We start from the raw sequence: 21,581 nt of genomic DNA, 5'->3' as shown, positions 1-21,581 counted from the left end.
GTTACTCCTGGAGGTTTGTATGGAAGGTCAGACTGAGAGCAGAGCTCGGACGCGCTCGGGATCGAGTGCATCGACGGTCTCGGTGGCCGAGACGAATTCGGTTCCTGCGGTGTTCTCGTTGGGGAATGCCACACAGGTGATGCCCGCGGCGACGGCGGCCTGGACTCCGCCTGCATTGTCCTCGATGGCCACACTGTCGGACGCGCTCTCTCCCAGCGTCTTCAGGGCGTATTCGTACGAGGCGGGATCGGGCTTGCCGGGCTCGACCGAGGTCGCGTCGACGATGATGTCGAACGAGTCGGCCGTCAGCTCGGGACTGAGAGCGGCCAGCAGCGCGTCGATGTTCTCTCGCGAGGTCGTCGTCACGAAGCCGACTTTGAGGCCGTTCGCTTTCGCGGAGTCGATCGTGTCGGCGACGCCCGGACGCGTCTTCACGTCCGATTCGCCGATCAGCCGTTGGAAGATCTCCGACTTGCTGGCGTGTATTGCGGCGGCGTCCACCTCGGTACCGGCCTCGGACGCGTATTCGCTGATGCGGTCGGCACCACCGTTCGATCCGAGCATGGCCCGGTAGTCGGCGCGGGGCCAGTTCCAGTTCAGATCGTGTGCTGCGAAGGCCTCGTTGAACGAGCGGCGCTGCAGTTCGGACGTGTCGACGAGTGTGCTGATCGAGCCGAACAGAATTGCGGGCATGGTTGCCTTTCGGAGCGAGAGACGTTGTACCAGTCAACGTCTCGCGCATGCGCGATGGGGTGAGTTGGTTGCGGGGGTATGCCCCACCGGAACCGAATCGGAAACCTTCGAATTATTTTTCGTCCGGCTACGAGAGCGCGCGTCGCGAGGCGAGGAGAACGAATTCAGGAAATTTGCCCGAGCGACTACCTGTGTCGCTGAGTACCTGGTAATCTCCGTAACAGTTACCTACAGCTTTTCGACGATGGAAGGAACCACGGCGATGACCAGCACACTCTCCAGGAACGACGTTCTCGAGCCCGAGGACGTTTCCGCTCGTTTGCTCGATTCCGCCGCCCAGCTGTCGTACGACCCGTCCGAGGAGGTCGACTGGGAAGCCGATCTCGATCCCTCCCTCTACGGACTCAACCCGGAGTGGAGCACCCTCTACGGCACGAAGCTGTGGGACGAGATGAGCGAGGAGCAGCGCATCACGCTCACCCGCCACGAGGTCTGCTCGATCATGAGCACCGGCATCTGGTTCGAGATGATCCTGCAGCAGATGGTTCTGCGCGATCAGTACTGCAAGGATTCCTCGGGATCGGACTTCCAGTTCGCGCTCACCGAGATCGCCGACGAGTGCCGTCACTCGATCATGTTCGCCCGCGCCTGCCAGAAGATGGGCATCAAGGCATACCTGCCGCGTCGATCCAGCATCGAACTCGGCCGCGGCTTCAAGGCCCTCGCGTCCGCCGAGATCGCCTACGGCGGCATCCTCGTCGCCGAAGAGGTGCTCGACGTCATGCAGCGCGACTGGATGCGCGGCGAGAACGTACTGCCGCTCGTGCGCACCACCAGCAAGATCCACGTCGTCGAAGAGTCGCGGCACATGACCTTCGCGCGCGCTCAGATGCGTGAAGACATCGCGGGGAAGAGCCCGGCTCGCCGCAAGGCCAGCGCGCTCGTCGTCGCCATCGCCGCCCGCATGATCGTGTCCAACATGGTCAACAAGGAGGTCTACGCAGCAGCGGGCCTCGACGTCGACCGCGCAGTGAAGGAAGCGAAGAACAACGCTCACCACCACACGATGATGCGCACCTCGAGCGAGCACCTGATGGCATTTCTTCTCGACTGCGGTTTGGTCACCAAGCCGGCCGAGATGATCTACCGTCGCCTGCACATGCTCTGACAAATACCGCTCGAGGCCGTGAAGGACATCTGAGAACAATGCCGTTCGCGATCACGCAGAACTGTTGCAACGACGCATCCTGCCTGTCGGTGTGCCCCGTCAACTGCATCCATCCGACGCCGGACGAGCCGGATTTCGGCAAGACCGAGTTGCTCTACATCGATCCGCGCTCGTGCATCGACTGTGGGGCTTGCGCCGACGCGTGCCCGGTGGACGCGATCACTCGCGTCTCGAGATTGACGCCCGATCAGCAGATCTACGCCGACATCAACGCCGATTACTACAAGGACAAGCCCGCTGTGGCGGAGTGGGGCGCGCCCCGATTCCCGGTGGCGACGGTCAACGACCTGCCGCCGATCGACATCGCCATCGTCGGGACCGGACCGGCCGCCTGCTACACCGCCCAGGCGCTGCTGCGCGTGCCCGGCACCAACGTCACGTTCTACGATCGGCTGCCCACCGCAGGCGGTCTCGCCCGCTACGGCGTCGCTCCCGATCACCTGGGTACCCGACGCATCAGCGAGCACTTCCGTGGGATTTTCGTCCATCCACGGGTGACGATGAAGCTCGGTGTCGAGGTCGGTAAGGACATCGACCACGTCGAACTGGCCCGAAAGTTCGACTCGGTGGTCTACGCCGTCGGTGCCGACAAGGACCGAGCACTCGAGATTCCCGGCATCGACCTCGACGGATCCGTCAGCGCGCGCACCCTGGTGGGCTGGTACACCGGCCACCCCGACGTGCCAGCCGACGCGATCGACCTCACCGGCGTCGACCGCGTCACCATCATCGGAAACGGCAACGTCGCACTCGATGCCGCACGCATCCTCACTGCCGACCCGGACGGGCTCGACGGAACCGAGATCGCCCCGCACGCTCTGGCCGAGCTGCGTCGCCATCGGGTGAACGAGGTCGTCGTCCTCGCCCGTCGTGGTCCGGAGTACGCCGCTTTCACCCGTTCCGAATGCAAGGCGCTGGTCGACCGCGCCGGCGTCGATGTCGTCGTGGCAGGACCGGACGGAATCGTCGACGCCATCGATCGCCTGCCGTTGTCCGCTCCCGCATCGGCTCTGGCCGGGGCCACGCGAGTCGAGCTGGGATCTATTGCGCAGGGCCGGCGTATCGTCTTCGCGTTCGGCCGGGCACCGTCCGCCCTGCACGGCAGCGGCTCGGTGCAGTCCATCGAGGTCGGCGTCGGTGAGCAAGCGGTGTCGCTCGAGACCGAGCTGGTGCTGCTTGCCATCGGCTACCGCGGAACCCCGTCGCCGGGTATTCCGTTCGACGACATCACCGGCACCATTCGCAACGTGGGCGGTCGCATCACCACTGCCGACGGCACTCCGGTGCCAGGGTGTTACGTCGTCGGGTGGGCCAAGCGAGGTGCCACCGGTGGCATCGGCGACAACAAGATCGACGCCGAGGAAACCGCCGAGGCACTGCTTGCCGATGTGCCGACCCGGGGCCCGGCTCGTCCACTCGGATGGTACGGAAAAGTGAGCGCGGCGCTGGGCGACAGGGTGTCGCGAGCACGCTGACCGGTCGGTATCGGCAGGTTCTGTTCACCTTGTGTAGCAGTCTCATTCGAGTCTGAGCAATTTCGGTGCACAGCTGTCCACGCGGGGTTACCGTTGAGTATGGCTGAACGGGGGGCCAAGCCCCAGGTTTCTTTTGTGAGACGGACGATGCTGCGCGCAGTCCGATCTTTGTTCAATCCGCTCCGGCCCGACGACTACCTGTCGATGATCAATCCGCTGTGGACCACCCGCGAGCTTCGGGGGAAGGTCGAGCGGGTGACACCGGAGGGCTCGGAGGCCGTCTCGGTCTACATCCGGCCCGGCTTCGAGTGGCAGGGCCATACGCCGGGACAGTACGTGCGGCTCGGGGTGCTGATCGACGGCCGCTATCACTGGCGGGCGTATTCACTCACCTCCGATCCGGACCCGGTGGACGGATTGGTCAGTGTCAGCCCCAAGCTCGTGCCCTCCGGGACGGTCTCGCCGTACCTGGTGGGAACGATCAGGACCGGAGACATCGTTCGGCTCAGCGAGGTGGAGGGTGAGTTCACCCTGCCGAGCCCGATTCCGGACAAAATGGTCTTCATCAGCGCGGGCAGTGGAATCACGCCCATCATCAGCATGTTGCGCGCCCTGGATCACCACGATCAGGTGCGCGACGTCGTGGTGGTGCACTCGGTGCACGACCGCAAGCAGTTGATGTTCGCCGAGACGCTCGACGAGTTCGACGCCAAACACGACGGTTTGACGGTGAAGTTGCGGATCACCAGCGACGAAGGTCGGATGAAAGCATCCGAACTGGACGAGTTGGTCCCGGATTGGCGTGATCGCGAAGCATTCTGCTCCGGACCGGGTGAACATCTGGACGATCTGCGTTCCTACTGGAAAGACCAGGGGGACTACGACAAGTTCCACCACGAGAGTTTTCAGCCCGTCATCGGCGGCGGAGACGATGCAGGTGAGGGCGGCACGGTCAAGTTCATCAACAGCAAGAAGGACGTCGAATGCGACGGTGGCACAACGATTCTCGCCGCAGGTGAGGAAGCCGGACTGGATCTGACGTTCGGTTGCCGCATCGGCATCTGCCACACCTGCGTGGGTACCCTGAAAAAGGGGCGTTTACGTGACCTACGTAACGGGGATATCTCCGAACCTACGGGGCAAGCGGTTCGGATCTGTGTCAACACTGCTGAGGGCGACATCGAAATCGAACTCTGATCAACACATCGAACAGGGGAATTCATGACGATCGACGAAACCACCAGGCGCACCACGACCAGTGACGAGCCGGTGAACCCACTGGCGCACCTGAGTGACGAGACCATTGCCGAACTCGCCAAGGAGTTCGACGCCATTCACGACGAGGTGTACGCCAGCCTCGGCGACAAGGACCGCAAGTACATCACCTCGGTGATCGCCGCCCAGCGTCAGTTGCTGGTCGCCGGACGAGTGTTGTTGCTCGGATCCACCAGCAAGCCGGCCTGGCTGGCGGGCACTGCGTGCCTCGGGATCGCGAAGATCCTCGAGAACATGGAGATCGGCCACAACGTCATGCACGGTCAGTGGGACTGGATGAACGATCCGGAGATCCACTCGTCCGTGTGGGATTGGGATACCGCCTCCACCGCGAACTCGTGGAAGCACTCGCACAACTACGTCCATCACACGTACACCAATATTCGCGGCAAGGACAAGGATCTCGGGTACGAGATCATGCGTATCGATCCGCGGCAGAAATGGCACCCCGCGTACTTGGCCCAGCCGTTCTACAACGTTCTGTTGATGGCGTTCTTCGAGTGGGGCGTGGCGCTGCACGACCTGGACATCGAAGCCATCCGACGCGGCGAGAAGCCGGTCAAGGATCTCGTCGAGGACCTCAAGGGCATCGGCGTCAAGGCACGCAAGCAGTTCGTCAAGGACTACGTGGGCTGGCCCATCATCAGCGCCGGTGCGTTCGCGCTGGCGCAGCTGGCCTCGGGTGGCCGGTTGCCCGAGAGCAAGAGGTCTCGTCTGGCGTCCAAGCTGCGTGGCTCCGCACGTTTCGGCAAGAACCGTCGCACCGCGGCACTGCTGGACAGCCGGTTCAGCGGGGTCGAGAGCACGTTCCTGTCGACGGTGGCCGCGAACTTCACCGCCAACATCATTCGTAACGTCTGGTCGAATGCCATCATCTTCTGCGGTCACTTCCCGGATCAGGCATACACCTTCAGCCAGGAAGAAGTGGAGAACGAGACTCGCGGCGGCTGGTACGTCCGTCAGCTCGTCGGTGCCGCCAATATCGACGGCGGACCACTGTTCCATCTGATGAGCGGCAACCTGAGCTACCAGGTGGAACATCACCTGTACCCGGATATGCCCAGCACTCGGTACTCGGACGTCGCGCCGAAGATCAAGGACATCTGCGAGCGCTACGAATTGCCCTACAACACCGGGCCGTTCTTTCAGCAGTGGGGAATGGTCCAGCGGACCATCGCCCGTCTGGCGTTCCCGGGCGGCAAGACTCGGCCGAAGCCGGGCCCCTACCGTCCCGAGGAGAGCTGGCGTCGCAAGTTCGCCGAGGGAGCCACCAAGGACAGCGAGGCCGCCAAGACGCGTGGTCGCGTTCCCGCCGGCCATCCAGCGGCCGGACCGGAGCACAACTCCGGCGGCGTCGACGTTCAGCCACCGCCCCGCGGCGACGACTAGAGATCGACCGCTCGAACCGACGAAGTACCGCGGCCACCCGATCATCGGGTGGCCGCGGTACTTCGTTGTCGGGGTTCCGTCGTTGCGGTCGATCAGGTCATGTCGACGTCCTTGGTCTCGATCAACCGCTTGGTGCACACCAGGCTGAGCACCGACAGCAGGGCCAGCATGACGCCGATGGAGATGCTGCCGAATGCAGCCGTGAGCGGTGCCGCGAGCATCGGCGGAATCGCGCCACCGAGGACGCCGGCGAGGTTGTAGCCCAAACCTGCTCCGGTGTAACGGAATCGAGTCTGGAACAGCTCGGGGAGCAGGGCTCCTGTCGGTCCGTAGGCCACTCCGAAGATGGCGAGCGTGACGCACATGCCGATCACGAATGCTGCGGGTGACCCGGTGTCGAGAACGGGGAACAGTGCGATCGACCAGGGAATCGCGAGCATGCACGCTCCCATGATCACTCGCCGTCGGCCGACGCGATCGGAGTAGGTCGCCGAGACCGCGATGGCGATTCCGAAGATGACCGCGGCGCCGATTCCGGTGATCAACACGAACGGGCGGTCGAATCCGAGGGTCTTGGTGCCGTAGCTCGTCAGGTACGCGGTCCCCATGTAGAAGAAGGCGAACAGGGATGCCAATGCGCCTGCAGCAGTGATGATTTCACGCTTCTGGATGCGCCAGGCGTCGAAGATCGGCAGTTTCGTCGGAGCCGCATTCGCCGGGGCCTGCTCCTCGGCGAGCTTGTTGGCGCGGAAGACCGGGGTCTCCTCGATGGCCAACCGCATGTACAGGCCGATGAGCACCAGAACGGCGCTGAGCAGGAACGGGATTCGCCAACCGTAATTGAGGAACGTCTCGTTGGTATCGCCGAGCAGCAGACCGGTCGCGAGGAATGTCGCACTGGAGAAGATGAAGGCTGCCGACGGTCCCAGCTGGGGGAACATCGCGTAGAAGCCACGTTTGCCGGGCGGTGCGTACTCGGCCGTGAGCAGGGTCGCGCCGGCCCATTCACCGCCGACCGCGAACCCTTGCCCGAATCTGAGCAGCACCAGGATGATCGGAGCGGCCACGCCGATCGTCTCCGCGCCGGGGAGCAGACCGATGGCGAACGTGGACACCCCCATCAGCAGCAGCGTCGAGATCAGGGTCTTCTTGCGACCGATACGGTCACCGAAGTGTCCGAACAGCACTGCGCCGACGGGCCTGGCGATGAACGCGACCGCGAACGTCGCGAACGAGGCCACAGTGCCTGCGGTGGAGCCGAGAGCCGGGAAGAAGATCGTCGGGAAAACCAGCGCGGCTGCGGTGCCGTAGATGAAGAAGTCGTAGAACTCGATCGTCGTGCCGATGCCACTGGCGACAGCGACCCGGCGGACACTGGTCTTGGTCTGCACCGCAGGTGGCGTCGCTGCGGACACACCCGGGTCGTCGGGTGAGACAGTGGTCATGGTTCCTCCGTTTTGTCGGGTATCGGGTAAATGTGCGATACCGAGTGCGACGAACGGTAGTGACCCGGGTCACCCCACGAATACCCCCGAATGGGGGGACCGGTCGAGGACTACTCCCAATGGGCGGTTTCGACGGCCGCTCGGTGGGTCTGCTCGAGAAAGGCCCTGAGCACGGCGTCGGGATCCTCGGCGGTGCGCACCGACCGATAGGGCAGGACGTATTCGCCGAGATCGCGATCGAAGTACGCCGGGGCAGTGACGGCCGGATGGCTGTCGTACCCCTCCGGATCGGGATACGCGTAGGCGTAGAAGACGCCCTCTGCGGCACCGCCCGGCCAGAAGCCGGCGCTGGAGACCTCGTCGCTGTAGGCCTCGTGCATCACCCAGTCCGGACAGTTCGGAATTCCGCCCGGGTGCTGTGGTGCGGGGCGACCCGAGAATCGAGTGACCGCGAGATCGAAAGCGCCCCAGAAGAAGTGCACCGGACTGGACTTTCCGCGGAAGTCGGCTCGGAAGGCCGAGAACACCCGATGTGCGCTCACGAGCGATCGCCAGAACTTCTCGATCGCGGCCGCGTCGTACGACGCATGCGAGACGTCCTCCGCGAACGGCGTGGCGTGCGTCAACTCGACGGGCACGCCCACCATCGGAGCGTCCACACCCAGTTGCGTCAGCAGGTCGAGGTACTCGGCGTAGAAGTCGGCGACGGTCCGCGGTTCGAGCTTCATGCTCCGTCGCTCACCGTCGGTGGTGGCGAGTATCAGCCGGTGCTCGAGGAAATCGAAGCGAATCTCGAGCCCCCGATCGCCGAGCGGCATCAGCGACGTCGTCAGGCCCGACGCGTCGACGTACAGCGCAACGCCCCACCAGTGATTGATCGAGGGCGACAACGCCATTCGTGTCTTTCCGACGATCTGGGTCCACAGGTGCACGGTGTCGCGAGTGTCCACCCAACTGTCCACCTCGAGTCGAGGCCATGCGTCGTGAGAATTTGTCATGTGTCGATGATGCACGCTCGGCGGTGGCGGAGGCCACACTCGGTGCCTACTCGGCCTCAGGCGCACCTCAGGGTTCGCCGGTACCGTCTGCTCCAGGGGCGGGGCGCCTGTGTCTGCGGTCGGTGAAGCGGAGGTGATCGTATGTCCATAGACCACAATCGAGACGTGTTCGACAGCGCGCGGGTAGCCGCTGCATACGTGGAGTACGCCGGTCCCACCGATGGGTTTCTCGACCGTGGGGAGGCAGCGGCGCTGGTCGCGGCAGCCGGGGTTGCTCGCGGAACGCCGGTACTGGACGTGGGCGTCGGAAGTGGCCGAACCACGGCGCTGCTGCGATTGCTCAGCGACCGCTACGTCGCGATCGATTACGCACCGAACATGATCGAGGGCTTTCGGCGGAATTTCCCCGACCTGCCTGCGCACGTTGCCGATGCGCGCGATCTGGCGGACTTCACCGACGGCGAGTTCGGCTTGGTGGTGTTCAGCAACAACGGAATCGACACCGTGACACATGACGAACGGATTCGGGTACTCGCAGAATTCCACCGAGTTCTGGGCGAGTCCGGAATTCTGGTGTTCTCCACGCTCAACCGCAACGGACCGTCGTTCGGGGAGAAGCCGTTTCAGCTCAGCCGACCTACCCAGAAATTCCGCTTCTCACCGAGAACTCTGGTGGTGTCGCTGGGTCGCCGCCTGCTCGATCCTGCGAGTGTCGTTCGGAGCCTTGCCAATTGGTGGTCTGCGCGCACTCGAGTCGTCGATCGCGGAACGTGGGCAGTCGCTCCGCTCGCTGCGCACGACTTCGCTCCGTTCATGCACTTCACCACTGTGGCGGACGTGCGACGACTGGTGACCGATGCCGGGTTCACCATCTCCGAGATCTTCGCCGACGACGGTTCGATCGTGGCACCCGATGCCCTGGCGAGCTCGGCGGACAACTTCACCGTCGTCGCACGCAAGTAGGGCCTCAGCCCAGTCGCTCGAGCGCCTCGGTCATCTTCTCCACCGTCTCCGGAGCAACTTTCGCTTCGAATCCCGCTTTCAGAAACGGTCCGGCTACCTTGGCGGCACCGTTGAATTCGACCTTCGCGTGGTAGTCGATTCGGGTCGAGTGTGATCCTTCGGCGGTCAACGTGATGTCGTCGACGCTGGTGGCCGTCTTGTTCTCACCTTCGAGCACGATGTGATGGGGCTCGTCGGTGACCAACGTGTAGGTCAGTTCGGTCGTGATACCGAACAACTTCGAGACATTGTGCCACTGCGTGCCGACGGCAACCGGACCGTCGGAAATCTGTGTGCAACTCTGCGTCCCGGGGTCCCGCGCTGTCGCGTTGGAGAAGTCTCGGAGAAAGGCCGCGGCCTTCTCGATCGTGACTTCGGCGGTGAATGTTCTGGTGACGTCGACCATGAAGCTCTCTCTTTCTGTGCGGATCAGTCTTCGAGGCGGACGCCGAGATGGTCGGCGAGGCGGCGCATGGTGTCGACTATCTGGTCCTCGGTCACCCGAGGAAATCCGGCCATCTTCCGAAACTCGGGGTCGGTGACGCGAGACCAGTCGTAGACCTGAGTCAGCGCGGTGCGATCCTCCGAGACCGCGTCGAGCTCCCAGGACCACCGCGTACCGCGAGGCTCCATGCCCTGACGACGAGGAATCCAACCGATGCGCCGGTCCTGTTCGAATGCGAACACAGTGTTCTCCATGACGTACTCGCCGAGCTCCGGCTGGTACATGTCCATTGCGAAGGTGTCGCCCACGGCTCCCAGCGGCGTCGGGTCGATCGCGCCGCGCAGCATTTCCGAGCCGTCGACAGCGGCCTGAACCTCGGGGTTGGCCAGTGCGGTGAACACCGAGGCAGGGGGAGCGTCGATCTCGCGGCGGACGGTCAGCTGGTCGGTCATGGGGCTCGCTTTCGGTTGTTTACGCTGGCTACGGAGTTACCCCCGTCTGCGCGGAAAGAAACTCCGATCGCCGTTTTTGCCTCGCAGTGGACACAACGACGAAACACGACCGCCACGTCGCATTCGTACAGTCGCCGAGTCGGACTCCGCAAAATCCAGCTGCGGAGCAGCACCTTGTCAAGGGGTAGCCATGAGTGGAAATACCGTCCGCCTGCAGGCGATCAAAGACGTCGAGGCGTATGTACCGCCTGCGGTCAGCTTCGTCGGAGACGAGAAGCCGGGCGAGATATTCGGTGAGAACGTCTTCAGCAAGGTCGTCATGCAGAAGCGTCTGCCCAAATCGGTCTTCAAGTCGGTGATGGCGACGATCGACAAAGGCAAGAAGCTCGACCCCATGGTCGCCGACGCTGTCGCGTCGGCAATGAAGGACTGGGCTCTCGAGAAAGGCGCGACGCACTACGCGCACGTCTTCTACCCCCTCACCGGATTGACGGCCGAGAAGCACGACAGCTTCTTCGACCCGGTCGGTGACGGCAGCGCACTCGCGGAATTCGCGGGCAAGACTCTGATCCAGGGCGAGCCCGACGCCTCGAGCTTCCCCAACGGCGGCCTGCGCAACACGTTCGAGGCGCGCGGATACACCGGCTGGGACGTCACCAGCCCGGCGTACGTGCTCGAGAACCCGAACGGCAACACCCTCTGCATCCCGACGGTGTTCGTCTCGATGACCGGTGAAGCCCTCGACCACAAGACGCCGCTGCTGCGCAGCCAGCAGGCGATGGGCGGCCATGCCGAGCGCATCCTGAAGCTCTTCGGCCACGAGAACATCGAGAACATCGTCTCGTTCTGTGGTCCCGAGCAGGAATACTTCCTCGTCGACCGACACTTCTTCCTCGCCCGACCCGACCTGCTCAACGCGGGCCGCACCCTGTTCGGCTCGAAGCCGCCCAAGGGCCAGGAGTTCGACGACCACTACTTCGGTGCCATCCCCGAGCGTGTGCTCGGCTTCATGATGGACACCGAACGCGAGCTGTTCAAGCTCGGCATCCCGGCCAAGACCAGGCACAACGAGGTCGCACCAGGACAGTTCGAGATCGCCCCGATGTTCGAGCGTGGAAACATCGCGGCCGATCACCAGCAACTGCTGATGACGACCTTCAAGACCATCGCCAAGAAGCACGGCATGGAGTGCCTGTTCCACGAGAAGCCCTTCGAGGGCGTCAACGGTTCCGGCAAACACGTCAACTTCTCGCTCGGTAACTCCGACCTGGGATCGCTGCTCGTTCCCGGCGACAACCCACACGACAACGCGCAGTTCCTCGTCTTCTGTGCCGCCGTCATCCGCGCGGTACACAAGTACGGCGGCCTGCTGCGCGCCTCGGTGGCGTCGGCGACCAACGATCACCGCCTCGGCGCGAACGAGGCTCCGCCCGCGATCATCTCGATTTTCCTCGGCGATCAGCTCGCCGACGTGTTCGATCAGATCGCCAAGGGTGCGGCCACGTCGTCGAAGGGCAAGGGCACCATGATGATCGGTGCCGACACCCTTCCCGTGCTGCCGACCGATCCCGGCGACCGCAACCGAACCAGCCCGTTCGCCTTCACCGGCAACAGGTTCGAGTTCCGCGCCCCCGGTTCGATGCAAACCGTCAACGGCCCGATGGTCACGATCAACACGATCATGGCCGAGGCTCTCGACTACATGGCGACCAACCTCGAAGCGGCCGTCGCCGACGGCACCGATTTCGACACGGCCGTGCAGAATCTGTTGACGGAGATCATCACCGAACACGGCGCGGTGGTGTTCAACGGCGACGGCTACTCCGACAACTGGCAGATCGAGGCCGAGTCACGCGGCCTACCGAACCTGCGTACGACGCTCGACGCCTTGCCGGAGCTGATCTCGGACTCGGCGATGGAGCTGTTCGAGAAGTACAAGGTCTTCAACCACCGAGAAATGCACTCGCGCTACGAGATCGGGCTCGAGCAGTACGCGCTGACCGTGTTCGTCGAAGCGCGGCTGACGCTCGAGATGGGTCAGACGTCCATCCTGCCCGCTGCGGTGCGCTACCAGACCGAGTTGGCGCACAACGTCAGCGCGCTCAAGGGCGCAGGCGTCGACGACGTGGACATGACTGCGCTACAGGCAGTCTCGGCTCCACTGTCGGAGTTGCACGCGGCTCTGGCGACGTTGAAGTCCGCTCTCGAGGCGGATCCGGGCGGCGACGCTCTGGCCGAGGCCACACACGCCAAGGACGAACTGCTGCCCGCGATGGCCGCCGTTCGATCGGCAGCGGACACCCTGGAAGCGATGGTGGCCGACGATCTCTGGCCGCTGCCGACTTACCAGGAGATGCTCTACATCCTCTGAGTGCGCTGCGGGCAGGAGTGGAGCCTGCGGAACGACCAGATAGGGCAGTGGTGTGGCTGAGTGCCGTCTGTGGCACTCGGTCACACCACTGTTGTTTTCGGGGTGAGCAATGTCTCGGACCGGAATAGCTTCGTGGAACTCCGTCGTTTCGAGTGAGCAGTGGCAAAGACTGTGCACGCACTCGTGAGGAGAGAGATCCATGAAGTTGTTTTCCCCGTTGACGCTCGGTGACCTGAAGCTCGACAACCGGCTGGTGATGGCCCCGCTGACGCGGGTGCGTTCGGGACGTGACGGAGTGCCGGGCCCGTTGGTGGTCGAGCACTACAAGCAGCGCGCATCCCTCGGTCTCATCGTCACCGAAGGCACCTACCCGAGCCACGCGGGCCAGGGATTTCCGGGCCAGCCCGGGCTGGTGACGGACGAGCAGATCGCCGGCTGGCGCAACGTCACCGACGCAGTGCATGCCGACGGCGGATCGATCGTCGCTCAGGTGATGCACGCAGGTCGAGTGACGCACGAGGCGACGACAGGTGGCCACGAGGTCGTCGGACCCAGTGCCATCGCCATCGACGGCGAGACCCGCACCTACGAGGGCAAGAAGCCGTACCCCACCCCTCGTGCGCTGCGTGAAGACGAATTGCCCTCGGTGATCGCAGATTTCGTGCAGGCGTCGAAGAATGCCATCTCGGCCGGAATGGACGGCGTCGAGGTCCACGGTGCCAACGGGTACCTGCTGCACGAGTTCCTCTCGCCCGCCTCCAATCAGCGCGACGACGCGTACGGCGGCTCGCCCGAGAACCGGGCACGCTTCGTGGCCGAGGTGGTCGAAGCAGTGGCCGACGCGCTCGGAGCGGGCAAGGTGGGAATTCGCATCTCACCCGAGCACAACATCCAGGATGCGCTCGAGACGGATTCCGACGACGTGCGTGCCACCTACCGTGCCCTGGTCGAGCGGCTCGCACCGCTGGGGCTGGCGTACCTCAGCGTGCTGCACAAGGATCCGGCGGGCGAGCTCGTTCAGGATCTGCGGCAGGCATTCGGTGGTGCAGTGCTCGTCAACAGTGGCTTCGGTGAGATCACCACCCGCGACGAGGCTCTGTCACTGATGGAGGACGGTATCGGCGACGCCGTCGTCGTCGGGCGTCCGGCAATCGCGAACCCCGACCTCGCCTACCGCTGGCGTGAGGATCTGCCGTTGAACGAGCCGGATCAGAGCACCTTCTACTCCGAGGGTGCCAAGGGCTACACGGACTACCCAGCGTTCAGTGCCTAGCGGCAGTGGTGCGGTTGAGTGCCCCAGGGGGCACTTGAACACACCACTGCGCGGAGCGCACTCAGAAGTCCGCGGTCTTGCGGGCGCGGACCTTGCTGACGATCGAGAACACCACGGCGATGATCATCAGTGCGTACAGCACGATGGTGATCGCGCTGCCGACCAGGATCGACGGGTCACCCTCGCTGACGGCCAGTGCGCGTCGCAGCGACTCCTCGGCCAGTGGGCCGAGGATCACCGCGATCAACACCGGTGCCAACGGAATGTCGTAGCGGCGCATCATGAATCCGACGATGCCGAGCCCGAGCATGAAGATCAGATCCACTATCGAGGCACTCGATGCGTACACGCCGAGGGCGGCGAACACCGAGATGCCGGCGTAGAGGTAGTTCTTCGGGATCTTGAGCAGCTGCGCCCACAACGGTGCGAACGGCAGGTTGAGGATCAGCAGCACGATCATCGCCACGAACAGGCTGGCCAGTAGGGCCCAGACGATGTCGCCGCTGCGCTCGAACAGCAGTGGTCCGGGCTGCATGCCGTACTGCTGGAAGGCAGCCAACATGATGGCCGCCGTCGCCGAGGTCGGCAGACCCAGAGCCAGTAGCGCTCCCATGGCCGTTCCGGCCGTGGAGTTTCCCGCGGCCTCCGGTCCAGCGACACCGCGAATGGCGCCCTTGCCGAACATCGGCTTCTCGCGCTTGCGATCGAGCCTGCGCTCGGTGCCGTACGCCAGGAAGCTCGGCACTTCGGCACCGCCCGCGGGGATCACACCGAACGGCACACCGAATGCCGTGCCGCGTAACCAGGCCGGCATCGCATCGCGGAACTCGGCCTTGCTCAGCCAGGGGCGTCCCTGCGACTTGATGAGGCTGCGGTCCTCGGGCCGACCGATCTTGGACGCGATGTGGATGACCTCACCGAGCGCGAGCATCGCGACGGTGATCACGACGATGTGAATGCCGTCGAACAGCGCAGGTACCTCGAACGTGAATCGTGAAGCGCCCGAGGGTCCGTCGATACCGATCACGGCCAGGGTGAGGCCGATCAGCAGTGCGGTCAGGCCCTTCAATGCGGAGTCCGAGACCACCGCCGAGGTTGCGATGAACGCGAACACCGCGAGGGCGAGGTACTCGGCCGGGCCGAAGTTGGTCGCCAACGACGCGAGCGTGGGAGCGAAGAACACCACCAGGGTCGTGGCGACGATGCCGCCGATGAACGCTCCGATGGCCGAAGTGGCCAAAGCCTGTGGGGCCCGGCCGTTCTTGGCCATCCGGTGCCCCTCGAACGTCCCGGCGATCGCGGTGCTGTTGCCGGGGGTGTTCATCAGGATGCCGGAGATCGAATCGCCGAACAGACCACCGAAATACACTCCGGCGAACATGATCAGCGCGGCGGTGGGGTCGAGGGTGAAGGTGACGGGCAGCAGCAGGGCCACCGCCATGGCAGAGCCGAGACCGGGGAGGACGCCGACGGCTGTGCCGAGCAGCGCGCCGACGAATACCCAGACCAGGTTCATCGGTGTCAGCGCGGTGCCGAACCCGTCGATCAGATTGCTCAATGAATCCATCGTGAAGTCAGCTCCGTCAGAAGATCTGGGCGAGAACGCCGCCGGGCAGGGTCAGGCCGAGGCCCGCGGAGAATGCAATCTGAATCGCGCTCGAGACCAGTAGCGCGATGGCCGCGTCGAACACGTACCGGCGGCCACCCAATCCGACCGAGACACCCCAGAACAGGATGGCACCGGCAAGAACCCAGCCGAGCGGATCGAGCAGAGCGATGAACACGGCCACCGATCCGACGGTGATCGACAGCGTGCGCCAGTTGCTGACGGTGCCGGTGTGCGGCTTGCCGTCGGCGTCGACACCGCGGTCGATGGTGTCGGGTTTGACCAGCAGCTGAATGGTGACCAGCAGGGCGACGACGAAACAGCCGCCCGCAACGATGGCCGGAAAGACCTGTGGGCCTGGTGATGTGGCGGTCGATGGAACGTCCATCGTGATGGTGCCGTAGACTAAGAAGGCTCCGAGTGCGACGAGCAGCGCCGGAACGATCAGTCCACTGCGGCCCGTCCAGAACGATCGGGATGTGCCGGTGTCCGTATCGGTAGTCGTCGTTGTCATACCAGCCCCAACTCCTCGAGAAGTCCAGTGATGCGTGTCTGCTCGACCTCGAGGAACTCACCGAACTCGTCCCCGGTCAGAACCGATTCCTTCCAACGGTTGCGTTCGACGGCCGTCGCCCACTGCTCGGTTTCGACCATCTCGGAAACGATGTCGATCAGAGTCTGTCGGTCCTCGTCCGAGATGCCCGGCGGGGCAACGATTCCGCGCCAGTTGACCAGGTCGACGTTGTAGCCCTGTTCGATGAACGTGTCCACGTCGAATTCTTCGAGCGGTTCGGGTGAGGCCACGGCGAGCGCTCGCACGTTGCCGGCCTCGATCTGATCGCGAAAGTCGTTGAAGCCACTGACCGCAACGCCGACGGTGTTGGACAGCAGGGCAGTCAATACTTCACCGCCGCCGGAGTAGGCGATGTAATTGATTGCGGCGGGGTCGATGTCGGCTTCCTGTGCAAGCTGACCCGCGACGATGTGGTCGATTCCGCCGAGGGAGCCACCACCGATCGGCAGTCCGCCGGGGTTGGCTCGCCACGCCTCGATCATGTCCTCGAGATTCTGGATCGGTGAATCCTTCGGGACGACGAACACCTCGAAGTCCTCGGCGAGTTTTGCGATCGGGACCGTGTCGGCCAAAGTCGTCTCGGAGTTGTTGATCGCGATACCGCCGAGCATGACGGTGCCGGTGATCATGACGGTGGTGGGCTGCCCACTGAGGTTGTCGAGCTGGCTCAGGCCGATGGTGCCGCCTGCACCGGGGACGTTGACGACCTGGGCGTTGTTGACGATGCCGTCGCTGCGCAGTGCCTGCTGCGATTCACGTGCGACAAGATCCCAGCCGCCGCCCGCAGCGGCCGGTGCGATCAACGTGAGCTTGGCGCGGGCATCGGAGCCGCTGGCGCTGTTGGCGGCGTCGATTCCCGCGACGGTCACCGCTCCCACCACCACCAAGGCTCCGGCCGTTCGTAACAGTGTGGGCGATATCGCCATCAGAGACCTTTCGTGTGGTGTGTCACAGCGTCAGGTTAGATACAGTCTGTCGGATTAGTCCAGTTCACAACATCGAGGACGATCTTCGATGGATTCGAGCAACGGGAGACACCGTGTCGGTAGCGAGCGCAGTGGCAGTAGCGATGAGCAACACACCGGAGGGGCAGGAAGCGTTGCGACGTGGTGCCGCCGAGGCCGAGCTGCGTCAGGCCGAGCTGATCGTATTGTCCGTGGTGGACCGCGATTCCGTATCGGCGGAGGACCAGAGCGCGGCTCAGGCGGAAGTGGAGCGAGCCCTTCCCGGGAAGGCGACGACCGTGCGCGTCGAACCGGACGGCGGCGACCCGGCGGGTGCGTTGGTGGACCTCGTTGCCGACGTCGGTGCAGGCATGGTCGTCATCGGCTCGAAGCGTCGATCCGCGGTGGGCAAGTTCCTGATGGGCAGCACCGTGCAGCGGGTGCTCCTGGACTGCCCGGTTCCCGTACTCGTCGTGAAGGCACCGTGACCCGGTAGTATCGGACAAACTTCACACCATACGACCCCGAGGAATCATGGACAGCGATAAACCCGGGCCGGACACGGCTCCCCGCACTACGGCTACTACGTGCGAGGCGGTGTCCGGCGAATGAGCGTTCTGCTCACTCTTCTGCTCGGCCTGCTCGTCGTTTTTCTCATCACCGTCGCGACCGGCTACTTCGTAGCCCAGGAATTCGCGTACATGACCGTCGACCGGTCCCGTCTCAAGGCTCGCGCCGAGGCCGGCGACGCAGTCGCCGCGCGCACCTTGACCGTCACCAAGCGCACGTCGTTCATGCTGTCCGGTGCCCAGTTGGGTATCACGGTCACCGGCCTGCTGGTCGGCTACGTGGCCGAACCGCTGATCGGTCAGTCGTTCGGCGCAATACTGGGCGGCGTCGGAGTTCCGACGGCAGTCGGTGTCGGCCTGGGCGCAGTGCTGGCGATCACGTTCGCGACGTTCGTGCAGATGCTGTTCGGCGAGCTGTTCCCCAAGAACTTCGCCATCGCTCGTCCCGAGCCGGTGGCCCGATGGCTGTCGCTGTCGACGACCATCTACCTCAAGCTCTTCGGCTGGTTGATCACCATCTTCGATCAGTCGTCCAACCTGTTGCTCAAGGCGCTCAAGATCGAGCCGGTGCACGACGTGGAGCATTCGGCCAGCCTGCGCGACCTCGAGCACATCGTCTCGGATTCGCGCGAGACCGGCGATCTGCCCGACGAGTTGTCGACGCTGCTCGATCGCATCCTCGACTTCCCTACTCGCACAGTCGAACACGCGATGATTCCGCGTTCGCGCTCGGCGACGGTCCGCGATACCGACACCCTCGCCGAGGTCGCTGCACTGATGGGGCAGGAACACTCTCGCTATCCGGTGCTCGACGACGACGACGGCATCGTCGGCGTGGTCCATCTCGCGGACGTCCTGTCCGCGACGGTGCCGGGTTCCACCCCGATCTCCGAGCTCACGCGTGATGCGTTGATTCTCCCGGAGATCCAGAGCCTGCCCGACGCGATGCGCGAGTTGCGCTCGACGAAGAACCAATTGGCTTGTGTGATCGACGAATACGGCGGTCTGACCGGCGTCATCACGATCGAGGACCTGGCCGAGGAACTGGTCGGCGAGATCACCGACGAGCACGACGACGACCTGTCCGATCCGAGCCCGGTCAGTGCCGACGACGGCAGCTGGACCATGGCCGGCGAGGTGCACGTCGACGAGGTCGAACGCGCCATCGGTATCGATCTGCCCGAGGGCGATTACGAGACCATCGCCGGTTTCGCCATCGCGCACAACGGATCTCTCCCCGACGTCGGGGAACGGATCGAAGTGGACCTACCACCGGACAACGCCGATCTGGCGAACGACGAGGAGAGTCCCGTTCGCTTCGTGATCCTCGAGATCGAGGAGATCGACAGCCACGTCCCGTCCCTGCTGACCCTGACGCTCGGCGAGCGTGACCCCGAGCACGACGACGAGTCGGCCGAGACGAAGGAAAGTGTGCACCGATGAGCAACATCTGGGTCTTCCTGGCCGTCACGATCGGCCTCATCGCTGCCAGTGCGTTCTTCGTGGCCGTCGAGTTCGCGCTGTTGGCAGCCAAGCGGCATCGGCTCGAAGACGCGGCTCCCAATTCACGCTCTGCGCGTGCAGCGCTGCGCAGCTCCTCCGAGCTGACCGTCCTGCTCGCCGGCTCCCAACTCGGCATCACGGTCTGCACCCTCGGTCTCGGTGCTACGACCAAACCGGCCGTGCACTACTGGCTCACGCCGCTGTTCGAAAGCGGTGGCCTGCCGTACTGGTTCGCCGACGTTCTCGGCTTCGTGCTCGCGCTGATCGTCGTCACCTTCCTGCACCTGGTGGTCGGTGAGATGGCTCCGAAGTCCTGGGCCATCGCCCATCCGGAGAAGTCCGCGACGATGCTCGCAATCCCGATGCGCGGGTTCATGTTCCTCACCCGTCCGGTGCTGACTGCGCTGAACAACATGGCCAACTGGTGCCTGCGGCGGGTCGGCGTCGAGCCGGCCGACACCGTGGGTACGGGCCAGAACGCGGACGATCTGCGTCAGCTGGTGGAGCATTCGGTGAACGTCGGTGCTCTCGACGCCAGCTACCAGGCGCAGATCTCGAGTGCGCTCGAACTGCAGGAACTGACCGTCGGCGACCTGGTGCGCCAGTTCGGCAAGCCCACGTCGGTGCCGTCGTCGGCGACCATCGCCGACGTGCGCGAGGCCTCGCGTCGCTCGGGCCATCTGCGGATCCTGGTGAGCGACGCGGACGTGGTCAAGGGCGTGGTGCACGTGCGCGACACGTTGACCTCTCCGCAGACCCTGGCCGAGATCACGCGTCCGGCATACACGCTGGAGGCGACTACGCCGGTATACGTTGCCCTGCAGTCGATGCGCGAGACCCGGCATCACCTGGCACTGGTGGTCGACGGTTCGGCGGCGGCGGACGATCCGGCGCGCAGCGTCGGCGTCGTGACCTTGTCCGATGTGTTGACCCGGTTGTTGCCCCAGCCCGTCTGATTCGGTTCCGGTTTCGAACGAGGCATCCCCGCCCGGCCTGCGTGGCCGAGCGGGGATGCCTTTGTCGTGTCGGGTCGTAGATTTCAGACCGGGGCGACAACCAGCAGGTGTGCCCAGTACGACGCGACGTCGTGGCCGAGTTGGGGGAGCAGAACGTCGTAGAGCAGGTAGGACATCATTGCCGTCGAACTCCTTGTTCAGCGGGCCGTTGCCGACTCGCGTTCCGAGACTGTGGGTGACCGAGACTGTAGGTCACCCAGACTGTAGATCACGCGGCCTTCGGTGACATCCATATCGCCCACTCGGCTCACCCCACTTCGCGGAGTCCCCCCGGGGGCACACGTCAGCCGATGCAGCCCTGCAGGGTGGTGAAGCTGCCGGCAATTCCGGCACCGTCGCACACTGCGCCGGTCGGGGTGAGGGTGATGGTGGAGCCGGGTGCTGCCACCGCGATGGAGAGCCCGAGGCCGGCCGCGGTGTTCTGTGCGACGGCACCGGGGCCGAAGGCGATCGCTGCAGGCGCGCCACCGAAACTGCCGTTGCTGACTGCAGTTCCACCGTTCAGTCCGAGTGCCAGGGCTGCTGCGTTGTTCATTGCCTCGGCCGAACCCCACCCCTCGAGCCCGAGGCCGGCTGCCGCGCTCGCGACGTCTGCCGAGCTGTCGCACTGCGATCCTCCGACGAGCGCAGCGATATCGGCCCCTCCCGGTGCGGTGGTGCAGGCGACCGGCGCTGCGGATGCAGTCCCGGGTACCAGTGCCGCGAACGCACACGCGAATCCGAATGCTGCAGCTCCGCCGACAATCCTCTTGGTGTGGAACATGGTGAATGCCTCCCCAGATCAGTGCGTCGGCACCGGTGTGCCGAGCGTGTCGGTCGCCGGGCCGATGTTGCGGACGGCCCGCACGTCCTGGCGTCGAGTCTCGACGGGTCCGAACGCGGCGCGGGTTCATCGTGATCTCGAAAACGTCTCGGTAAAGTAACGCTGCGATAACGCAATCGGATGACGCGCCGGTCTCTACGATGAGGCCATGATCGGGCGCATCGACGAGGTCGTTTTCGACTGCAGAGAGCCGGCGTTGCTGGCGCAATTCTGGGCCGGGGTGCTTGGCGGACAGCCGAGGGTGCGCGACGACTCGTGGCATTTCGTCGACGTCCCCGGGTTCACTCGGTTGGCGTTTCAGCGAGTCCCGGAGGGCAAAGCCGGCAAGAACCGACTCCATCTCGACGTCGACGTATCGGATATCGACCATGCCGTCGGGCAGGCTGTGGCACTGGGTGCGAGGGTGCTCGGCGACCGACACTCCGACGCAGCGGGAACCTTTCAGGTGCTCCTCGACCCCGAGGGCAACGAGTGGTGCCTGGTGACGCCTCCCGCGTGAA

General features: G+C 64.3%; 20 protein-coding genes. 11 read left to right on the top strand and 9 right to left on the bottom strand.

Annotated features, from left to right (window positions below):
- Positions 1-27: 27 nt before the first annotated feature.
- Positions 28-693 carry an HAD-IA family hydrolase gene (locus AYK61_RS11380; protein WP_121870879.1) on the bottom strand — a complete coding sequence of 222 codons (666 nt, stop codon included), beginning with the start codon at positions 691-693 and terminating at the stop codon, positions 28-30.
- Positions 694-955: 262 nt separating this feature from the next.
- Here AYK61_RS11380 and AYK61_RS11375 point away from each other — a divergent pair, with 262 nt between their 5' ends.
- The 4 genes from AYK61_RS11375 to AYK61_RS11360 all read left to right on the top strand — a co-directional run bounded on the left by AYK61_RS11375 (position 956) and on the right by AYK61_RS11360 (position 6,060).
- Positions 956-1,861: a diiron oxygenase gene (locus tag AYK61_RS11375; protein ID WP_121872676.1), complete on the top strand. Its 906-nt coding sequence runs from the start codon at positions 956-958 to the stop codon at positions 1,859-1,861.
- Positions 1,862-1,899: 38 nt separating this feature from the next.
- On the top strand, positions 1,900-3,396 hold the full coding sequence (locus tag AYK61_RS11370) for an FAD-dependent oxidoreductase (RefSeq protein ID WP_121870878.1): 1,497 nt from the start codon (positions 1,900-1,902) through the stop codon (positions 3,394-3,396).
- A 99-nt stretch (positions 3,397-3,495) separates the two neighbouring features.
- Positions 3,496-4,593 carry a ferredoxin reductase gene (locus tag AYK61_RS11365; protein WP_183130238.1) on the top strand — a complete coding sequence of 366 codons (1,098 nt, stop codon included), beginning with the start codon at positions 3,496-3,498 and terminating at the stop codon, positions 4,591-4,593.
- A gap of 24 nt (positions 4,594-4,617) precedes the next feature.
- Complete coding sequence (locus AYK61_RS11360) at positions 4,618-6,060, top strand: acyl-CoA desaturase (RefSeq protein ID WP_121870876.1); 1,443 nt, start codon at positions 4,618-4,620, stop codon at positions 6,058-6,060.
- A gap of 92 nt (positions 6,061-6,152) precedes the next feature.
- Here AYK61_RS11360 and AYK61_RS11355 read toward each other — a convergent pair whose 3' ends face one another.
- Both AYK61_RS11355 and AYK61_RS11350 read right to left on the bottom strand, forming a co-directional pair.
- Positions 6,153-7,505, bottom strand: coding sequence for an MFS transporter (locus AYK61_RS11355; RefSeq protein ID WP_121870875.1), 1,353 nt, complete (start codon positions 7,503-7,505; stop codon positions 6,153-6,155).
- Positions 7,506-7,615: 110 nt separating this feature from the next.
- Positions 7,616-8,503 carry a DUF5996 family protein gene (locus AYK61_RS11350; RefSeq protein ID WP_121870874.1) on the bottom strand — a complete coding sequence of 296 codons (888 nt, stop codon included), beginning with the start codon at positions 8,501-8,503 and terminating at the stop codon, positions 7,616-7,618.
- Positions 8,504-8,644: 141 nt separating this feature from the next.
- Between AYK61_RS11350 and AYK61_RS11345 the strand changes: the two genes are divergently transcribed.
- Positions 8,645-9,466 carry a class I SAM-dependent methyltransferase gene (locus AYK61_RS11345; RefSeq protein WP_121870873.1) on the top strand — a complete coding sequence of 274 codons (822 nt, stop codon included), beginning with the start codon at positions 8,645-8,647 and terminating at the stop codon, positions 9,464-9,466.
- Between the two features lie 4 nt (positions 9,467-9,470).
- Here AYK61_RS11345 and AYK61_RS11340 read toward each other — a convergent pair whose 3' ends face one another.
- Together AYK61_RS11340 and AYK61_RS11335 are read right to left on the bottom strand one after the other, a co-directional pair.
- Positions 9,471-9,911 carry an SRPBCC family protein gene (locus tag AYK61_RS11340; protein ID WP_121870872.1) on the bottom strand — a complete coding sequence of 147 codons (441 nt, stop codon included), beginning with the start codon at positions 9,909-9,911 and terminating at the stop codon, positions 9,471-9,473.
- A 23-nt stretch (positions 9,912-9,934) separates the two neighbouring features.
- The gene (locus AYK61_RS11335) at positions 9,935-10,402 is read right to left on the bottom strand and encodes an SRPBCC domain-containing protein (RefSeq protein ID WP_121870871.1); all 468 of its coding nucleotides are present in this window, start codon (positions 10,400-10,402) and stop codon (positions 9,935-9,937) included.
- A 190-nt stretch (positions 10,403-10,592) separates the two neighbouring features.
- Between AYK61_RS11335 and AYK61_RS11330 the strand changes: the two genes are divergently transcribed.
- Together AYK61_RS11330 and AYK61_RS11325 are read left to right on the top strand one after the other, a co-directional pair.
- Positions 10,593-12,773 carry a glutamine synthetase III gene (locus tag AYK61_RS11330; protein ID WP_121870870.1) on the top strand — a complete coding sequence of 727 codons (2,181 nt, stop codon included), beginning with the start codon at positions 10,593-10,595 and terminating at the stop codon, positions 12,771-12,773.
- A gap of 199 nt (positions 12,774-12,972) precedes the next feature.
- Positions 12,973-14,046, top strand: coding sequence for an alkene reductase (locus tag AYK61_RS11325; protein ID WP_121870869.1), 1,074 nt, complete (start codon positions 12,973-12,975; stop codon positions 14,044-14,046).
- Between the two features lie 61 nt (positions 14,047-14,107).
- Here AYK61_RS11325 and AYK61_RS11320 read toward each other — a convergent pair whose 3' ends face one another.
- From AYK61_RS11320 to AYK61_RS11310, 3 genes are read right to left on the bottom strand one after another with little or no spacing between them, the layout of a single operon-like run.
- Positions 14,108-15,613: a tripartite tricarboxylate transporter permease gene (locus AYK61_RS11320; protein ID WP_121870868.1), complete on the bottom strand. Its 1,506-nt coding sequence runs from the start codon at positions 15,611-15,613 to the stop codon at positions 14,108-14,110.
- Positions 15,614-15,629: 16 nt separating this feature from the next.
- On the bottom strand, positions 15,630-16,166 hold the full coding sequence (locus AYK61_RS11315) for a tripartite tricarboxylate transporter TctB family protein (RefSeq protein WP_121870867.1): 537 nt from the start codon (positions 16,164-16,166) through the stop codon (positions 15,630-15,632).
- Positions 16,163-17,152 (bottom strand): tripartite tricarboxylate transporter substrate binding protein, encoded by a 990-nt coding sequence (locus AYK61_RS11310; protein ID WP_121870866.1) that lies wholly within the window; start codon positions 17,150-17,152, stop codon positions 16,163-16,165. Before AYK61_RS11310 ends, AYK61_RS11315 begins: the two co-directional genes overlap by 4 nt.
- Positions 17,153-17,295: 143 nt before the next feature.
- On the opposite strand from AYK61_RS11310, the gene AYK61_RS11305 reads away from it, so the two are divergent.
- The 3 genes from AYK61_RS11305 to AYK61_RS11295 all read left to right on the top strand — a co-directional run bounded on the left by AYK61_RS11305 (position 17,296) and on the right by AYK61_RS11295 (position 20,198).
- Entirely contained in the window at positions 17,296-17,658 is a 363-nt protein-coding gene (locus AYK61_RS11305; protein ID WP_121872675.1) for a universal stress protein, read from the top strand.
- Positions 17,659-17,778: 120 nt separating this feature from the next.
- Positions 17,779-19,182 (top strand): hemolysin family protein, encoded by a 1,404-nt coding sequence (locus AYK61_RS11300; RefSeq protein ID WP_121870865.1) that lies wholly within the window; start codon positions 17,779-17,781, stop codon positions 19,180-19,182.
- Positions 19,179-20,198 carry a hemolysin family protein gene (locus tag AYK61_RS11295; protein ID WP_121870864.1) on the top strand — a complete coding sequence of 340 codons (1,020 nt, stop codon included), beginning with the start codon at positions 19,179-19,181 and terminating at the stop codon, positions 20,196-20,198. Before AYK61_RS11300 ends, AYK61_RS11295 begins: the two co-directional genes overlap by 4 nt.
- Before the next feature lie 343 nt (positions 20,199-20,541).
- On the opposite strand, the gene AYK61_RS11290 is transcribed toward AYK61_RS11295, so the two are convergent.
- On the bottom strand, positions 20,542-21,021 hold the full coding sequence (locus tag AYK61_RS11290; RefSeq protein ID WP_121870863.1) for a DUF6764 family protein: 480 nt from the start codon (positions 21,019-21,021) through the stop codon (positions 20,542-20,544).
- A 208-nt stretch (positions 21,022-21,229) separates the two neighbouring features.
- On the opposite strand from AYK61_RS11290, the gene AYK61_RS11285 reads away from it, so the two are divergent.
- The gene (locus AYK61_RS11285; protein ID WP_121870862.1) at positions 21,230-21,580 is read left to right on the top strand and encodes a VOC family protein; all 351 of its coding nucleotides are present in this window, start codon (positions 21,230-21,232) and stop codon (positions 21,578-21,580) included.
- The last annotated feature ends 1 nt before the right edge of the window (position 21,581 follow it).

It is taken from the genome of Rhodococcus sp. SBT000017 (genome assembly GCF_003688915.1).
Lineage (GTDB): Bacteria > Actinomycetota > Actinomycetes > Mycobacteriales > Mycobacteriaceae > Rhodococcoides.
The sequence above is the reverse complement of the archived record's forward strand: the minus strand, read 5'-3'. Positions and strand labels throughout refer to the sequence as shown.

Excerpts from the sequence above, each read along its gene's own strand:
- AYK61_RS11380 (WP_121870879.1), bottom strand. The coding sequence starts at position 693 with ATGCCCGCAATTCTGTTCGGCTCGATCAGCACACTCGTCGACACGTCC.
- AYK61_RS11375 (WP_121872676.1), top strand. The coding sequence starts at position 956 with ATGACCAGCACACTCTCCAGGAACGACGTTCTCGAGCCCGAGGACGTT.
- AYK61_RS11370 (WP_121870878.1), top strand. The coding sequence starts at position 1,900 with ATGCCGTTCGCGATCACGCAGAACTGTTGCAACGACGCATCCTGCCTG.
- AYK61_RS11365 (WP_183130238.1), top strand. The coding sequence starts at position 3,496 with ATGGCTGAACGGGGGGCCAAGCCCCAGGTTTCTTTTGTGAGACGGACG.
- AYK61_RS11360 (WP_121870876.1), top strand. The coding sequence starts at position 4,618 with ATGACGATCGACGAAACCACCAGGCGCACCACGACCAGTGACGAGCCG.
- AYK61_RS11355 (WP_121870875.1), bottom strand. The coding sequence starts at position 7,505 with ATGACCACTGTCTCACCCGACGACCCGGGTGTGTCCGCAGCGACGCCA.
- AYK61_RS11350 (WP_121870874.1), bottom strand. The coding sequence starts at position 8,503 with ATGACAAATTCTCACGACGCATGGCCTCGACTCGAGGTGGACAGTTGG.
- AYK61_RS11345 (WP_121870873.1), top strand. The coding sequence starts at position 8,645 with ATGTCCATAGACCACAATCGAGACGTGTTCGACAGCGCGCGGGTAGCC.
- AYK61_RS11340 (WP_121870872.1), bottom strand. The coding sequence starts at position 9,911 with ATGGTCGACGTCACCAGAACATTCACCGCCGAAGTCACGATCGAGAAG.
- AYK61_RS11335 (WP_121870871.1), bottom strand. The coding sequence starts at position 10,402 with ATGACCGACCAGCTGACCGTCCGCCGCGAGATCGACGCTCCCCCTGCC.
- AYK61_RS11330 (WP_121870870.1), top strand. The coding sequence starts at position 10,593 with ATGAGTGGAAATACCGTCCGCCTGCAGGCGATCAAAGACGTCGAGGCG.
- AYK61_RS11325 (WP_121870869.1), top strand. The coding sequence starts at position 12,973 with ATGAAGTTGTTTTCCCCGTTGACGCTCGGTGACCTGAAGCTCGACAAC.
- AYK61_RS11320 (WP_121870868.1), bottom strand. The coding sequence starts at position 15,613 with ATGGATTCATTGAGCAATCTGATCGACGGGTTCGGCACCGCGCTGACA.
- AYK61_RS11315 (WP_121870867.1), bottom strand. The coding sequence starts at position 16,166 with ATGACAACGACGACTACCGATACGGACACCGGCACATCCCGATCGTTC.
- AYK61_RS11310 (WP_121870866.1), bottom strand. The coding sequence starts at position 17,152 with ATGGCGATATCGCCCACACTGTTACGAACGGCCGGAGCCTTGGTGGTG.
- AYK61_RS11305 (WP_121872675.1), top strand. The coding sequence starts at position 17,296 with ATGAGCAACACACCGGAGGGGCAGGAAGCGTTGCGACGTGGTGCCGCC.
- AYK61_RS11300 (WP_121870865.1), top strand. The coding sequence starts at position 17,779 with ATGAGCGTTCTGCTCACTCTTCTGCTCGGCCTGCTCGTCGTTTTTCTC.
- AYK61_RS11295 (WP_121870864.1), top strand. The coding sequence starts at position 19,179 with ATGAGCAACATCTGGGTCTTCCTGGCCGTCACGATCGGCCTCATCGCT.
- AYK61_RS11290 (WP_121870863.1), bottom strand. The coding sequence starts at position 21,021 with ATGTTCCACACCAAGAGGATTGTCGGCGGAGCTGCAGCATTCGGATTC.
- AYK61_RS11285 (WP_121870862.1), top strand. The coding sequence starts at position 21,230 with ATGATCGGGCGCATCGACGAGGTCGTTTTCGACTGCAGAGAGCCGGCG.